The organism is Paenibacillus sp. JDR-2 (assembly GCF_000023585.1).
Taxonomy (GTDB): Bacteria; Bacillota; Bacilli; order Paenibacillales; family Paenibacillaceae; genus Pristimantibacillus.
This window is the reverse complement of sequence record NC_012914.1, coordinates 6961148-6975122: the sequence shown is the minus strand read 5'-3', so window position 1 is coordinate 6975122 and position 13975 is coordinate 6961148. Positions and strand designations below refer to the sequence as shown.

Here is a 13975-nt window from a genome sequence, read left to right as displayed (position 1 = left end):
TGAACAGAGGATCGATGGCAGCATCGCAGGGCCGTAAATTCTGTTAAGGTCCCTTAGAGGCCTTAAGCGTGGAAAAAGAGCGGCTAGTTAAGAGGTTAAGACCCATTAGGGACCTTAAATTCGCAAAAAAGGCAGACTGGGGCGCTAAATGGGATGCTGGCGTCGATGTTAAGGTCCCTTAGGAACCTTAAGCCTGAAAAATATGCCGGTGTAAGCATCTTTAAGGTCCCTTAGGGACTTTAAAGTCGGAGGCTGGTTAGACAAAAAGGACACGCATGACAAGCTTAACCTTTCAATAATGTAAGGAAACGTAAGGTTAATCGATAGCTGCAGAATTCCCTCCTTTGTTACGATGAGATCAAATCAACAGGGAGGGCTTATTTATGAGCTTGCGACGGTTTGCTTTCAATAACGTAATCCGCAATCGGAGGATTTACGCGGGATATTTTCTAAGCAGCGCGTTTTCGGTTATGGTGTTTTTCGTCTATTCGATATTTGCTTTTCATCCGGGACTCGCCGATGGCACGCTCCACATGAGCGTATCTACCGCCATGCATTTCGCGGAATCGGTCATTTACGTCTTCTCGTTCTTCTTCGTGCTGTACTCGATGGGATCATTCCTGAAGACGCGAAAGAAGGAGTTCGGCATCCTCATCATGCACGGGATGACCAGCATGCAGCTGCGCCGTCTCGTGTTTATGGAAAATATCGTGATCGGCTTTGGCGCTACGGTAGCGGGCATTGCGGCCGGGCTTGGCTTTGCCCAGGTCATTCTTCTCCTGTCCCAGAGGCTGCTTAGTCTCGATGAAAGGCTGCCGTTTTATTTTCCCGCCAAGGCGATTGTATTGACCGGGGCGGCTTTTATGGCGCTGTTCCTGCTGATCTCGTTATTCACGGTGACCGTGCTTCGGAACAACTCGCTTATTGATCTGTTGAAGGGCTCGAACAAGCCAAAGCCGGAGCCGAAGGCGTCCGCGCTGCTGTCCTGGTTTGCGCTGCTCTTGATTGTTGGCGGCTATGCCGCTGCGCTGGCGGTCAAGGGTATGGTCGTCTTCTACGCGATGATTCCGGTGACGGTTGTCGTTATTATCGGTACGTACTTCCTGTTCACGCAGCTGAGCGTATACGCCGTCCATAAAGGCCGCAAGAGCCGTTCGATTTTCTGGCGGAAAACAAACATCGTCCTGTTATCGGACCTTGCTTACCGGATGAAGGATAACGCAAGAACGTTCTTTATGGTGGCGATTCTGTCGACGGTGGCTTTCTCCGCGATTGGCTCGTTGTTTGGCTTCAAATCGATGTATACGGATGTTATTCGGAACGATAATCCGTTTGCCATGAAGTACACCTCGTATGACAAGCCTTCCGAGCAGGATGTTGCGATGATTGAACAGACGCTGAAGGATGCGGGATTGTCTTATCAATCCTATGCGCTCACCATTAAAAATGTGGAGACGAAGGACGGCAAGCGGCTTTCCGTCGTGCCGCAAACCGCCTTTAATGCGCTCGTAACGGCAGCCAAGGGGACGAAGTCCGATGTACAAGGCGATGAAACGGCTATTGTCCACTACAACGGCACGATGATGGGGGCAGCGGAGCCGGAGCTGACGCCGGTTACGCTGAAGGAAGCGGGGCTTACGCTAAAGCCCGTGCAGACGATTGATACGCCGGCTATTCAGGCAGGACCCGACTATTACGTGGTGCCCGATGAACGGTTTGAGCAGATGAAGAAGTCGGAGAACGTCATTTACCAATATGCCTTTGACGTATCGGGCTCGCATGAAACGCTGAAAAAGGCGGGAGAAGAGATTGACGGCAGGCTTGGAAAAACCGATAACTGGTTTATGGGCGTGGATTACGCGCTGTACCAGCAGGATCAGATTTTTGGCGTCGTCTTGTTTGTCGGATTTTTTATCGGCATCGTATTTTTTGTGGGAGCGGGCAGTTTTCTGTATTTCCGCCTGTACACCGACCTTGGCGAGGATAAACGGAAGTTCCAGGCGATCCACAAGATTGGGCTTACGGACCGCGAGCTGTCGGCGATTTTAACGAAGCAGCTGATGATTCTGTTCTTCGCCCCGATCGTAGTGGCCGTCATTCACGGAGCGGTTGCCCTTACGGCGATGCAAAATATGTTCGAGTACAATATGATGAAGCCGTCGCTGACGGTGCTGGGATCTTTCGTTGTTATTCAGCTTGTCTACTTCCTCTTTATCCGCACCAAATATATTTCTAATGTAAAATCGGCTTGGGGGTTGCACCTTACGTAACGTCATGTTTTACAATAGAGCTACCGGTATGAAGCTAGCGTCCACGAAAGGGCTGAGCATGAACAATCTTTGGAAAGTTGGAGACCTCGCCAAAATGACGGGGCTGACGGTCAGAACCTTGCGCTTCTACGATCAGATCGGCTTATTCTCGCCGTCGGGACAGACCGATTCCGGTCACCGGCTGTACGACGAGTCCGATCTGTCCCGTCTGCATCAGATTCTGACGCTGAAGGAGCTGGGCTTGTCGCTGGAAGAGATTAAGGCGACCTTATCGGCGAAGCAGATCAGCCCTCTGGAGATGGTGACGCTGCAGAAGCAGCGGATCAAAGAGCAGATAACGCGGCAGCAGAAGCTGCTTGAACAGCTGGAGCATGCCTCCAAGCTGCTCATCGGCAAGAAGGGCCTGACGGTGGATGATTTTACGGGTCTTCTGCAGGCGATGAAGATGGAGTTCGAGAAGCCCGTGCTTGAGAGGCGCGTCAGCTGGGAGCAGCACTTGAACAAGCTGGGCAGCCTGCTTGAGCGGGGACAAGACGAGCCGTAATCGAAGGGACTACGCTTACGAAGCATGAATGGCTTCACAATTCATTAAGTTTACGCTTACGAAGCATGAATGGCTTCACAATTCATTAAGTTTACGCTTACGAAGCATGAATTGCTTCACAATTCATTTAAGGAGGATCATTCACTATGACCGAAAGATTTGTTAAGCATGCAACCTTTGTTGTTGAACGTACTTACAAGACTGGCGCGGAGCGGGTATTCGAAGCTTTTGCCGATCCGGAGGTAAAGGGTAAGTGGTTCTCGAAGCCCGATCAATTCGAATTCCGGGTAGGCGGGCGCGAGTACAGCAGCGGCGGGCCGCCGGAGGGACCGGTCTTTACCTTTGACGCGGTCTATCAGGAGATTGTACCGGCCGAGCGTATTGTCTACACGTACACGCTGGATATGAACGACACGCGGATGTCCGTTTCGACGACTACAATCGAATTGTTCCCCGTGGACAGCGGAACAAAGCTGGTATTCACCGAGCAAGGCGCCTTCTTCGACGGGCATGATACGCCGGAGATACGCGAGCATGGCACAGGCGAAATGCTGAATGCGCTGGGCAAGCTGTTTGAATAGAACATGGAGGAAGAGTCTCTAGGCAGAGGCTCTTTTTTTTGCGCCCAAAAGCCGATTGCATTGGGATAGCCGTTCACGGTATTTTAGTTATACAAAAGGAAGAGCACGCAGGGGGCAGCACATGACGAACATAACGATAGAGGTTGTAACGGATGGCAACATTGAGCCTTGCCGGGAGCTGTGCAACGAGCTGATGGCCTTCCAGCAGTCCAGGGCTGTCATGGCTCCGGAAATATTCTACCGGATGAACTTTGATACGCGGATGCGCAGAAGCTATGACGGTGCGCTTCATACCCATGTTCTAATCGTGAGGGATGAAGGCGTACCGGTTGGCTACGCGTTCTCGACGGTAGAAGATCTGGAGCCAGGGGATGATAAGCTTCCCGCTTGGGCTCCTAACCGGGATTTGGCTGACAGCATGGGTTTTTACCCGGACTGGGTAGAGCTTCCGAAGAAGATTGGCTTCCTCAGCAATTTGTATTTGCGTGACGGCTACCGGAGCATGGGACTGGGCAAAAAGCTGTTCGAGTCTTCGATAGAATGGCTGGAGAGCTTTCCGGGCGTTGACCTGCTGTTCATCTATGTATCGAATGGCAATGAAGATGCGCTTCGTTATTACCTGAAGCACGGCTTCACCTACAGCCATGAAGTGTTTGGCGGATTCATAAAGGCGGTTTACAAAAAGCTGGAAAAATAATAAAAGAAGCCACTCCTCAAAAGAGGACTGGCAAAATTATCGGGTATACGGCCGCTTGCAGCAGGTTTAGCAGGTTCACTGCCGGCCAATATAGAAATAAGGAAGTAGTAAACGACAGGGGGAGGTTCGACGGTGGCAACAACAATAGCAGCTAAAGCGGAAATGATGATCAGGCGTCCGGTGAGCGAAGTGTATGAGGCTTTTATCGATCCGGCTATTACAACGAAGTTCTGGTTTACGGGAAGCAGCGGAAAGCTGGAAGCGGGCAGTCAGGTTGAGTGGTTCTGGGAGATGTACGGAGCTTCGGCACCGGTCCGCGTACTGGAGCTTGAGACGAATAAACGCATTGTCATCGACTGGGGAACAAGAGCCGAATGGACGTTTACCGCCTTGTCCGAATCGGAAACCTTTGTGACCGTTACCGATTCCGGCTTCCAGGGAGAAGCAGAGGAAATCGTGCAGCGGGCGATTGGTTCAACGGAAGGCTTCACGATTGTATTATGCGGAGCAAAGGCCTATCTGGAGCATGGCATTCAGCTCGGTCTCGTACACGACAAAGCGCCTTATGCGCATGTGAAAGAATCGGAGGTTACCCATGAGCAAGACGATCGTGGAGAAGTTGAATTTACATAAGTATAAAAAAGCAGCAATTCTTCATCAGCCGGAGGGCAATGATGCCTTGGCAGGCTTGGAGCAGTACGAAACAGAGCTGCAGGCGGGCAGCCGTTATGACTTGATCTTTGCTTTTGTCCTGGATATGCCTTCTTTGCAGAAGCTGATGAGTGAAATTATAGAGAAGAACTATCTGGAGGAGAGCGGTTATTTGTATGCCGCCTATCCGAAGAAGGGCAATAAAGCGTATCCGACCTACATTCACCGGGACAGTCTGTTTGAAGGGCTGGGAGCGAGCGAGGAAGATGGCTATATCGGGAACAGCGAGATCAAATTTGCGCGTATGGTGGGATTGGATGACGTCTTTACGGTTGTAGGCTTCAAGTCCGAAGCCCGGAAGAAGGGAGCATCATCCTCTAAGAAGCCAAGCCAGAGTGTGACCGACTACGAGGCTCTCGTGTCCCAGGTAGAAGAGGAGCTTCGGGAGAATCCGGAGACTCTGGCGTTCTTCCGTTCGCTTACCCCGGGGTACCGCAAGGATTGGGCCCGTTATGTGTTTAGTGCCGTACAAGAGGAGACCAGAGCCAAACGGAAAGCCGAGATGAGGGTTGTTCTGGGAGAAGGCTACAAGAGTATAGACCTGTACCGGAGAAGAGAGGGATAAGGATGAAGACGGAGCTGGGGAAAGCGATGCTGGAGCGGGTGCAGGGCATTTGCTCCGCATTGCCGGAGGTAGACCAAATCGTTGACGGATTTGGGCATGACGTGATGAAGGTAAAGGGCAAAACCTTCATTATGATGGGGGAAGGGCATAACAGCGTCCTGCCGAGCCTGTCGATCAAAGCGACAAAGGAGCAGCAGTACCTGCTGCTTGAGCAGGGCGGCTATGTCAAGACGCCTTATATCGGCCATCATGGCTGGGTATCCGTTGATATGGAAGCGGGTCCGAATTGGGATGAGCTGACCGTGCTTATTCAGGAAGCTTATTTGCTGGCCGCGCCGAAGCGTCTGGTGAAGCAGGTGTTGGAAAGTGTCGCAAGATAACGGAGATAAGTAAACAGCGTATGGGCTACCAGCCCATACGCTTTTTTAATGAGTTGATTTGGGCAAGATGATGCCGGCCATGCCATTCAAAGCGTTGTATCGCCGTATCCAGCGTCATAAGTCCGGTTGTCGGGCTCGTAAATGTTCTTGCAAAGTCCCATGACTGCATCCCTTGCAGCAGTACGGCAAACCGGCTGCGCAGCGCTTCGATCAGAACAAGCGAGTCCTCAATGGGTGCTTCGTAGTCGTTAAGCTCTGCCCACATGTTCTGCCGGTACGTGGAAGCGGCCGGATTGTCCTCGGTCATTGCTTTCTTGAACCGGATATAGGAGTTCATATCGTTATCCGCCAGATGATGAACGACTTGCCGGATCGTCCAGCCGCCGGGGCGGTAAGGAATTGCCAGCTGATCCTCGGACAGGCTTTCCACCGCTTTCCGAAGCCGCGACGGCATCCGCTCAATCTCTTTCATCCAATTGCTGCGCTGCTCGGCCGATGGGTCGCATGTTTCTTCGAAAGGCCCGATCGGATACCGCAATTTGTCCGTGCTCATGTAAAAACAACCTCCGCTTTCGCAACTTGAAATTTATTTTGCACACATTGACAGACTTTCAATAACCATTTATAGTTATTCAATGTGATATTGAGAATCATTATCGTAATTAATGCCATTCAAAAATAAAAGGAGCTAGACCATGAAAAAGTTTATTCCTGCAATTATGCTGCTTGTACTTGTTGTTGTTCTTAGCGCATGCGGCAGCAACAAAACCAACAACACGAACAATGCAAATAACGGTTCCGCGGCAGCTGCCGAAACACCTGCGGCAACAGAATCCGCTGCGGCGGAACAGCCGGCATCCGGAACGGTTACTTACCAGTCCGAGAGCGGCCCGGTTGAAATTCCCGCTAATCCAAAGCGCATCGTAGCACTGGCTTACGCACCGAATATGATCTCCATGGGCGCTAACATTGTTGGCGTAGACCAATGGACCAACATGAGCCCGCTCTTCACCGACAAGCTGAAAGGCGTTGAGGTCGTATCCGATGAGGATCTGGAGAAAATCATCGAGCTGGATCCGGACCTGATTGTGGTTGGGACAGAGAGCAAGAATGTTGCCAAGCTAAGCGAGATCGCTCCTACGGTTGCTTTTACTTGGGGGAAGCTTGATTACCTGAACCAGCAGCTGGAAATCGGCAAGATTCTTGGCAAAGAAAAAGAAGCGCAAACTTGGGTTGACGACTTCAAATCCCGTGCTGCCGCAATTGGCGACGAGATTAAAGCCAAGATCGGCGAGAATGCAACCGTATCCGTCATTGAGACGGACGCGAAGAGCTTCTACGTATTTGGCGACCATTGGGCACGCGGCACGGAAGTATTGTACCAAGCAATGGGTCTGAAAATGCCTGAGAAGGTAGCGAAGGATGCTCAAGGACCTGGCTACTACACTTTGTCGCAGGAGCTGTTGTCTGAATATGCGGGCGATTATATCGTACTCAGCAGAAGCAGCGCGAACGACAATGCCTTTATGAATACGGACACATGGAAGAACATCCCTGCGGTTAAAAACAACCATGTTATCGAAATCGATACGGAAGCATCGTCTTACAGTGATCCTACTACGTTGGAAAGCCTGCTTGCAATCTTCAAAGAAGGCTTCCTGAAATAAGCTCCAAAGAGCAAGCGCCCTTCAGAATCATCTGGAGGGCGCTTTTGTTCACTAAATTAATGGCTCATGCTTACTTTTTTCTCGCCTTCCGCTCCCTGATCACCTTCAGGCGGCTTGGTGCGTTTCACAAACAAACCGATAATAATGGCAGCAATGGCGACAATAAGACCAATCCAGAAGGCGTCATGAATACCTGCGACCATACCGTGAGCCTGCTCAGCCGGCGAGCCCGGATCGGAGGAAGTCTTCAGATAATCTTTGGTGCCGTTACTCATAATACTGATGAACAGCGCTGTGCCGATAGCACCCGATACTTGCTGCAGGGTGTTCAGGATCGCCGTACCATGCGGATAAAGATGGCGCGGCAGCTGGTTCAGACCGGAGGTTTGAGCCGGCATCATCACAAGGGAAATACCAACCATCATAATAATATGAATCATGATGATATGTCCTTTGCTTGCCGTGGCATCGATACCGGTAAACATCCATAGCGAGATCGCCACAAGGATAAGGCCAGGCGTTACAAGAATACGAGGACCGAATTTATCGAACAATACACCGGAGATCGGAGCCATAATGCCGTTCACAATGCTGCCCGGAAGCATAATGATGCCGGAAGTGAATGCCGTCATCAGAAGTGCGCCTTGCAGGAACATTGGAAGCAGCGTCATTGTCGAGAACAATGTCATCATAAGAACGAAGAGCAGGATCGTTACGATGGAGAACATCGGCGATTTGAAAGCCCGCAGGTCCAGAATCGGAGCCTCCAGTCTCAACTGGCGCAAGATAAAGATAATGAGCGCTACCGCGCCAACGGCGATCGTCCAGATAACCACCGGATCCGACCAGCCTTTCTCGCCCGTCGAGCTGAAGCCGTATACAAGTCCGCCGAAGCCGATCGTGGAAAGCAGAATCGAGATAATATCCACCTTAGGCTTCGTAATATCCGATACGTTCTTCAGGAACATAAAGGAGAAGATAATCGACAAAGCCGCAAGAGGAATAACGAGAATAAACAGCCAGCGCCAGTTGAGCGAGTCCATAATAACACCGGACAGAGTGGGTCCGATGGCCGGTGCCGCCATAATGACAAGCCCGATCAGACCCATGGCTCCCCCGCGTTTTTCAGGAGGGAAAATAACCATAATGGTGTTCATCAATACGGGAAGCATCAAACCGGTCCCGATGGCTTGAACAATCCGTCCTACAAGCAGAACGCCAAATTCGGGAGCAACGGCCGAAATAACCGTACCCGCGAAAAACAAGGTCATGGCGCCTATAAACATCTGCCTGGTTGTAAACCATTGTTGAAGCAATGCCGTTACCGGAACGAGTACGCCTACAACAAGCATATAAGCCGTTGTGAGCCATTGAATGGTTGAAGGGCCAACTTCAAAGGCTTTCATTAACTCCGGAAGCGCGTTACCTAGCAGTGTTTCATTCAGAATGGCGATAAAAGCGCCAATTATAATTGTAGCGATAATGGGCCCGCGCTTAATATTCGTTAAGTCGGGGGCAGAGCTGGATCCGCCAGCATGAGAAGCATTCATGGATAATGGCCTTCCTTTCCTTCGCTTTTCAACGAAAAGGTATGTATGTTAGTTTGTTTAGGCTCGTCGGACGGTATGCGTCCATGTTTTCCCCTCCGAGGATCTTTATTTGGCCCAATTTCCACTTTATCACAGGGTGCTAGGCCGAGAAAAGGGCGTTAGGCGGTAACAAATGTGTATAATTTATTTTGTTGTAAATGAAGAAAGGGCGCCCTGCGGGGTGCCCTTTTGTTCGATTACAGAAATGCCTTCGAAGGATCGGATTCGGTGTAAACCGAGATCATGACTATTGCGGTATCCCTCCCAATATTTTTCACCGTATGGGGGGTGCATGCATTCCAGCTAAAGGAGTCGCCGGCGCTTAATTCGGCGGCATCCTCGCCTTGCTCGATATAGATCGTTCCTTGGATAACGACATGGACTTCTTCGCCCTCATGGGCGTGATTTTCTCCGGTTGATGCACCGGGCGGAAGCTCAACGATCATCATATGAACATTTTTGGTGGAGCTCAGGTGGGAGACCTTCAATTTGTCCGGCCCGCTTGTCGTTATCCGGCGCCCATCCTTGCGGACGATCTGCATCTTTTCCTTTTTGTCCAGCAGCAAATAGGCTAGCGGAACCTTAAGCGCATTCGCAATGCTCTCCAGCGTTGTGATCGACGGTGAAGTTTTATTCGTTTCGACCTGGCTCATAAAACCTTGGGATAAGCCGGTTTCTTCGCATATTTGGGCAATCGTGATGTTCTTCCGTTTACGGATAGCCCGAATGGCGGAGCCGATATCCATGACGCAGCTCACTCCTCAAAAATATTAGTCATACATAACTAATATTTATATTAACAATTTTCCGATTGACAGGCTAGTACTCGCAGCGTTATATTTCTTATATAAAATAAATATTCACATTACTAATATATCTGAAGCGAATGGAGGGTTGTCCAATGAATGCAGTCTTTGAGTATGATGTTCATCTGCCGTCCAGTTTGGAGCCGGGCAGAACGTACCCCACGATTTTTACGCTTCATGGCAAAGGTTCAAACGAGCGGAATATGCACGGGTTGGTTGAATCCCTTTCGGATGACTTCATTATTATCGGTATCCGGGGCAATCTCCGGCTTGGAGCAGGTTATCAATATTATGAGCTCAAAAGCCTCGGCAATCCGGTTCGTGACTTATTCGATCAAGCAGCCGGGCAGCTGGAAGCCTTTATTAAGGAAGCAACGGCCCAATATCCGATAGATCCGCAGCAACGCTATCTGCTTGGTTTCAGCCAAGGGGCGATTCTGGCGATGACGCTGGCGCTTACAATGGGCAGTGAGTTGAGAGGAATTATAGCTCTGAACGGTTATGTGCCCGGTTTTGTGAAGGAAGAATATGCGTTGCAAAGCGTGGAGCAGGTAGCTTTCTTTATATCGCACGGCGAATATGATTCGGTATTCCCGGTCAGCATCGGATACGAGAACGAAGCTTATTTCCGGGAGATTGCCCCCAAGCTTACCTTCAAAACGTATAAGTCCGATCATGGCGTTACCGAAGAGAATCAGCGGGATTTCCTGCAATGGATCAAGGAAGACGCAAGAATGTAAATCATATCTATAAGGAGTGAACGATTATGCTTCCATCGTATTTCTTTGCGCATGGCGCGCCATCGATTGTGTTAGAGGATAACAGCTACACGGAATTTCTGAAATCCTTCGCTGCTAATCATCCGAAGCCAAAGGCTATTGTTCTGTTCTCGGCCCATTGGGAGGAGAATGTACAGGCAGTTAGTGCTGCTTCGACGTACAGCACGATTTACGATTTTGGCGGATTCCAGGATGAGCTGTACCGGATGACTTATCCGGCGAAAGGGGACCGTTCTCTGGCGGACCGCATCGTGTCCCTGTTTGAATCGCAGGGCATACAGGCGGTAACGGACGAAGAACGCGGCCTGGATCACGGAGCTTGGGCGGTGCTGAAGCTCCTGTATCCGGATGCGGATATCCCGGTTATTGCTTTATCCGTGAACCGTTATTTGACGAACGAGCAGCAGTATCAGATCGGCAAAGCGCTTGCCGATCTTCGGGAGCAGGATGTTCTGATCATCGGAAGCGGGGGAACCGTTCATAATCTGCGGGCTTTGAACTGGCGTTCGGATGGCGTGGACGATTGGGCGGCAAGCTTTGATCAATGGCTGCAGGATCATCTGGAGGCATGGGATACGGATGCGTTGTTCCAATATCGCGCATTAGCTCCCTATGCGGCGCAAGCGGTACCGACAAGCGAGCATTTTATTCCGCTCCTGCTGGCCATGGGCGCAGGGGACGGCACCCGCCAGGCGAAGCTGCTTCACCGCAGTTACCAATACGGTAATCTAAGCCTCAGCTGCTGGGAATTTGAATAATCAACACAAAAAAGCCCAAGACCCTTGTTAAGCAAAGGTCTTGGGCTTTTGTTCAGCCTATGCTTTATTCCTCTTCTTCCTCCACGATAATCCGTACCGTATTGGTCAGGAGACCGGCCCGGAAGCAGGACGTTCCGAAGCGGAATTCGAACAGAACAGCCGCCAGGTTAATAAGGATGCCGCCCACCGGTTCAGCCAGAACGTTCACCTGGAAGGTTAACCTCCGGGTTGAGCCCGGACCAATGGTGCCAAGCGGGATACCCGCTTGAGGGTCGGGCTGCGGAATACCGTCAACGGTAAGGCTTCCCGACACGAATTGCAGCTGGTTGTCGAGCGGATCGTAGAAGATGACGTTGGCTGCCGTAATATCCGTTGACAGGTTTGTAAGCATGACATTGTAATGATAGCTGTCTCCGACCTTCACGATTTGCGCATCCGCTGTTTTGAGGAAAGTGGCAAAGTCGGAAGCCCGGATCATGCTGACCGGATTCGTAATGGTATTGGACTGGAACGTCCGCGAGACAATCTGTTGATTCGGCAGCAGGAAATCGGCTTTTACCTGGCTTGTGTTCGTCAAGGAGCCGCTGCCCCTTACAAGCACGTCAAACCGGATAAAGGCATTCTGATTCGGAGCGATAGGGCCAAGATTAACGCCTTCGTTCGGATTCGCATCCAGCCTAAGGACATTGTTGACCCTGACGGTACCCGGTATAAATAAAGCGTTTGACGGCAGGACATCGGTGAATACGGTTCTTCCCGACACGGCGTTGCCATTGTTCACGACAAAGACCGTGTACGTAATCCGCTGCCCCACGAATAAGGAAATATCAAGGAAGGCCTTGGATACAAGAAGATTAGGCGCATTTGGAGCTGGGGTATTCGGAACCGTGACAAAGCTGGTTGAGATAATCGGCTGAACGGTTCCTGTCAGAACCGGTACGGTCAAGCCGACAATTGGCGTAAGCGTAATGCCTGGAACGGTAACCTGCTGACTAAGCAGGACGTTTCCGCTAGGGCCGGTGATCGGTCCAAGGTTAGGTACTTGACCCGGCGCTGGCGTTACGCCCGGTTTAAAGACGGGAAGCACAGGGAGCATAAGTCCGGGAACGGGAGTGACGCCTTGCGTAGTGGTCAAGGATACATCACCCGGCGTACAGGTTGCCGGTACGGTGCCTGGCGGGACGGTAACAACAAAGCCGGCATTCGTAATTTGTCCGTTTGGAGGATAACCCGCAACAAAAGCCTCGAATTGAATGGTCACAACCTGCCCTACGTTGATTATGCCAATGACGACCTGCTCTGTAATATCTACGCCGCTGAATCGGCCCCCGTCAATGAACAAGCTGGACGGAATAAATTGAACGCCCGGAGGAAGGACCTCGACTAACAAAGCTTCTCCTGGAGCAGTGCCTACATTAGTGACAGTAATCGTATAAGTAATCGTGTCCCCGATTTGCGCGGTTGAGACATTAGGCGTTTTGGTCGCTGTAATGATTGGTCCCGTAATGACGGCCGGTGTCGTTGTAGAGGTAGAAGTTGTGGTTGTTGTCGTTGGCACAGGCGTCGTGGTCGTTGTTGTTGTCGTTGAAGTAGTAGGAACGGCGGTTGATGTACTCGACGTTGACGTGGTGCTTGTTGTCGAAGTTGTTGATGTCGTTGACGTCGTGGAGGTCGTTGAGCTGGCAGTGGTAGTCGTTGTTGTTGTTGTTGTTGTTGTTGTCGAAGTCGTCGGTCCGACCGTACCCGGCAGGCAGCCCATAAACGGTATATTATGCGCCTCTAGCGTGCCGCCTACATTCGTAAGCGATTGGGCGACCAGCGTGCCGTTAATATTGCCGAAGCCAATAGCCTCCCAGTTCGCATATGGGGCAAGTACCGAACCAAGAATCGAGAGGTTCTGGTTAAAAGCCGTGGTAGCCTGATAAAAGTTCCAGAGAATGAATTGTCCTTCGGAAGGATCGGGGGTAGCCCCATTGCGGAAAATCTGATAGCTTCCGAACCCCACATTATCATCGCCAACGTTAATGAGAACGGTTGAGCCTGCCGGAGCTATGATGTTAATGCCGTTCGCCGTATCCAGCTTCAACCCGTTGCCGTCCACGTTGTTGCCGTTAAACATAAATATGTTAAGAGCCGGATCCGTTCCGATGAGGAAGATTGTACCGAAGTTATTGACGACGGATCCGTTTACCGGCAAGGCGGCAAGGTTAAGGGATAACTGTGCCAGCGATTGTTCGGCCCCGTCAAAATCAATTGGCGTACTTACCAGGGGTTGGCCGGGTACACCGTTATTATTGGTCATCGTATAATTAATGACCGTGCCGGCAGGGAATATCACGGTATTCCCTGCGAAGTTTGTTCCCCCCGTAATATCAATATTTCCCCGTACGATAAGATCCGATCTTGTTGTGGATACGGGCAGCTTATCGCCTATCCCATAGCTGTTGTAAGTCGCATTGCCGCCAACGGCTACCCTCCCCTCCGAATCAACGAAGGATTGCGTATGATCGCCAAACAAAAACAAGTTGAAGCCATTGGCTATCCCTAGGTTGACACAGGCCATTTTCGTTATCCCCTCCTAAGTACGGTAATCAGCCCTCTGTATGCACACCTTACATACCTATGCAT

At 50.8% G+C, this 13975-nt stretch carries 14 protein-coding genes; 10 read left to right on the top strand and 4 right to left on the bottom strand.

The window, feature by feature from the left end:
* The first annotated feature begins 383 nt into the window (after positions 1 to 383).
* The 7 genes from PJDR2_RS30630 (at position 384) to PJDR2_RS30600 (ending at position 5748) form a co-directional block, all read left to right on the top strand.
* On the top strand, positions 384 to 2270 hold the full coding sequence (locus PJDR2_RS30630) for an FtsX-like permease family protein (RefSeq protein ID WP_015847631.1): 1887 nt from the start codon (positions 384 to 386) through the stop codon (positions 2268 to 2270).
* A gap of 58 nt (positions 2271 to 2328) precedes the next feature.
* The gene (locus PJDR2_RS30625) at positions 2329 to 2814 is read left to right on the top strand and encodes a MerR family transcriptional regulator (protein ID WP_015847630.1); all 486 of its coding nucleotides are present in this window, start codon (positions 2329 to 2331) and stop codon (positions 2812 to 2814) included.
* 146 nt (positions 2815 to 2960) lie between these two features.
* On the top strand, positions 2961 to 3395 hold the full coding sequence (locus PJDR2_RS30620; RefSeq protein WP_015847629.1) for an SRPBCC family protein: 435 nt from the start codon (positions 2961 to 2963) through the stop codon (positions 3393 to 3395).
* Positions 3396 to 3516: 121 nt separating this feature from the next.
* Positions 3517 to 4092, top strand: a complete 576-nt coding sequence (locus PJDR2_RS30615; RefSeq protein WP_015847628.1) for a GNAT family N-acetyltransferase — start codon at positions 3517 to 3519, stop codon at positions 4090 to 4092.
* Positions 4093 to 4224: 132 nt separating this feature from the next.
* Entirely contained in the window at positions 4225 to 4725 is a 501-nt protein-coding gene (locus tag PJDR2_RS30610) for an SRPBCC family protein (RefSeq protein ID WP_015847627.1), read from the top strand.
* Positions 4688 to 5368, top strand: a complete 681-nt coding sequence (locus PJDR2_RS30605) for a YdeI/OmpD-associated family protein (protein ID WP_015847626.1) — start codon at positions 4688 to 4690, stop codon at positions 5366 to 5368. The genes PJDR2_RS30610 and PJDR2_RS30605 overlap by 38 nt, the downstream gene beginning before the upstream one ends.
* A gap of 2 nt (positions 5369 to 5370) precedes the next feature.
* On the top strand, positions 5371 to 5748 hold the full coding sequence (locus PJDR2_RS30600) for an MmcQ/YjbR family DNA-binding protein (RefSeq protein WP_015847625.1): 378 nt from the start codon (positions 5371 to 5373) through the stop codon (positions 5746 to 5748).
* Between the two features lie 25 nt (positions 5749 to 5773).
* On the opposite strand, the gene PJDR2_RS30595 is transcribed toward PJDR2_RS30600, so the two are convergent.
* The gene (locus PJDR2_RS30595; protein WP_015847624.1) at positions 5774 to 6301 is read right to left on the bottom strand and encodes a YfiT family bacillithiol transferase; all 528 of its coding nucleotides are present in this window, start codon (positions 6299 to 6301) and stop codon (positions 5774 to 5776) included.
* 142 nt (positions 6302 to 6443) lie between these two features.
* On the opposite strand from PJDR2_RS30595, the gene PJDR2_RS30590 reads away from it, so the two are divergent.
* Positions 6444 to 7415: an iron-hydroxamate ABC transporter substrate-binding protein gene (locus PJDR2_RS30590; protein ID WP_015847623.1), complete on the top strand. Its 972-nt coding sequence runs from the start codon at positions 6444 to 6446 to the stop codon at positions 7413 to 7415.
* A gap of 56 nt (positions 7416 to 7471) precedes the next feature.
* On the opposite strand, the gene PJDR2_RS30585 is transcribed toward PJDR2_RS30590, so the two are convergent.
* Positions 7472 to 8965 (bottom strand): DHA2 family efflux MFS transporter permease subunit, encoded by a 1494-nt coding sequence (locus tag PJDR2_RS30585; protein ID WP_015847622.1) that lies wholly within the window; start codon positions 8963 to 8965, stop codon positions 7472 to 7474.
* Positions 8966 to 9201: 236 nt separating this feature from the next.
* Positions 9202 to 9750, bottom strand: coding sequence for a helix-turn-helix domain-containing protein (locus PJDR2_RS30580; protein WP_015847621.1), 549 nt, complete (start codon positions 9748 to 9750; stop codon positions 9202 to 9204).
* Positions 9751 to 9905: 155 nt separating this feature from the next.
* On the opposite strand from PJDR2_RS30580, the gene PJDR2_RS30575 reads away from it, so the two are divergent.
* Together PJDR2_RS30575 and PJDR2_RS30570 are read left to right on the top strand one after the other, a co-directional pair.
* On the top strand, positions 9906 to 10550 hold the full coding sequence (locus tag PJDR2_RS30575; RefSeq protein ID WP_015847620.1) for an alpha/beta hydrolase: 645 nt from the start codon (positions 9906 to 9908) through the stop codon (positions 10548 to 10550).
* Between the two features lie 26 nt (positions 10551 to 10576).
* Positions 10577 to 11347: a DODA-type extradiol aromatic ring-opening family dioxygenase gene (locus tag PJDR2_RS30570; protein WP_015847619.1), complete on the top strand. Its 771-nt coding sequence runs from the start codon at positions 10577 to 10579 to the stop codon at positions 11345 to 11347.
* 64 nt (positions 11348 to 11411) lie between these two features.
* On the opposite strand, the gene PJDR2_RS30565 is transcribed toward PJDR2_RS30570, so the two are convergent.
* Entirely contained in the window at positions 11412 to 13910 is a 2499-nt protein-coding gene (locus PJDR2_RS30565; protein ID WP_015847618.1) for a choice-of-anchor A family protein, read from the bottom strand.
* Positions 13911 to 13975: the final 65 nt, after the last annotated feature.

Excerpts from the sequence above, each read along its gene's own strand:
- PJDR2_RS30630 (WP_015847631.1), top strand. The coding sequence starts at position 384 with ATGAGCTTGCGACGGTTTGCTTTCAATAACGTAATCCGCAATCGGAGG.
- PJDR2_RS30625 (WP_015847630.1), top strand. The coding sequence starts at position 2,329 with ATGAACAATCTTTGGAAAGTTGGAGACCTCGCCAAAATGACGGGGCTG.
- PJDR2_RS30620 (WP_015847629.1), top strand. The coding sequence starts at position 2,961 with ATGACCGAAAGATTTGTTAAGCATGCAACCTTTGTTGTTGAACGTACT.
- PJDR2_RS30615 (WP_015847628.1), top strand. The coding sequence starts at position 3,517 with ATGACGAACATAACGATAGAGGTTGTAACGGATGGCAACATTGAGCCT.
- PJDR2_RS30605 (WP_015847626.1), top strand. The coding sequence starts at position 4,688 with ATGAGCAAGACGATCGTGGAGAAGTTGAATTTACATAAGTATAAAAAA.
- PJDR2_RS30600 (WP_015847625.1), top strand. The coding sequence starts at position 5,371 with ATGAAGACGGAGCTGGGGAAAGCGATGCTGGAGCGGGTGCAGGGCATT.
- PJDR2_RS30595 (WP_015847624.1), bottom strand. The coding sequence starts at position 6,301 with ATGAGCACGGACAAATTGCGGTATCCGATCGGGCCTTTCGAAGAAACA.
- PJDR2_RS30590 (WP_015847623.1), top strand. The coding sequence starts at position 6,444 with ATGAAAAAGTTTATTCCTGCAATTATGCTGCTTGTACTTGTTGTTGTT.
- PJDR2_RS30585 (WP_015847622.1), bottom strand. The coding sequence starts at position 8,965 with ATGAATGCTTCTCATGCTGGCGGATCCAGCTCTGCCCCCGACTTAACG.
- PJDR2_RS30580 (WP_015847621.1), bottom strand. The coding sequence starts at position 9,750 with ATGGATATCGGCTCCGCCATTCGGGCTATCCGTAAACGGAAGAACATC.
- PJDR2_RS30575 (WP_015847620.1), top strand. The coding sequence starts at position 9,906 with ATGAATGCAGTCTTTGAGTATGATGTTCATCTGCCGTCCAGTTTGGAG.
- PJDR2_RS30570 (WP_015847619.1), top strand. The coding sequence starts at position 10,577 with ATGCTTCCATCGTATTTCTTTGCGCATGGCGCGCCATCGATTGTGTTA.
- PJDR2_RS30565 (WP_015847618.1), bottom strand. The coding sequence starts at position 13,910 with ATGGCCTGTGTCAACCTAGGGATAGCCAATGGCTTCAACTTGTTTTTG.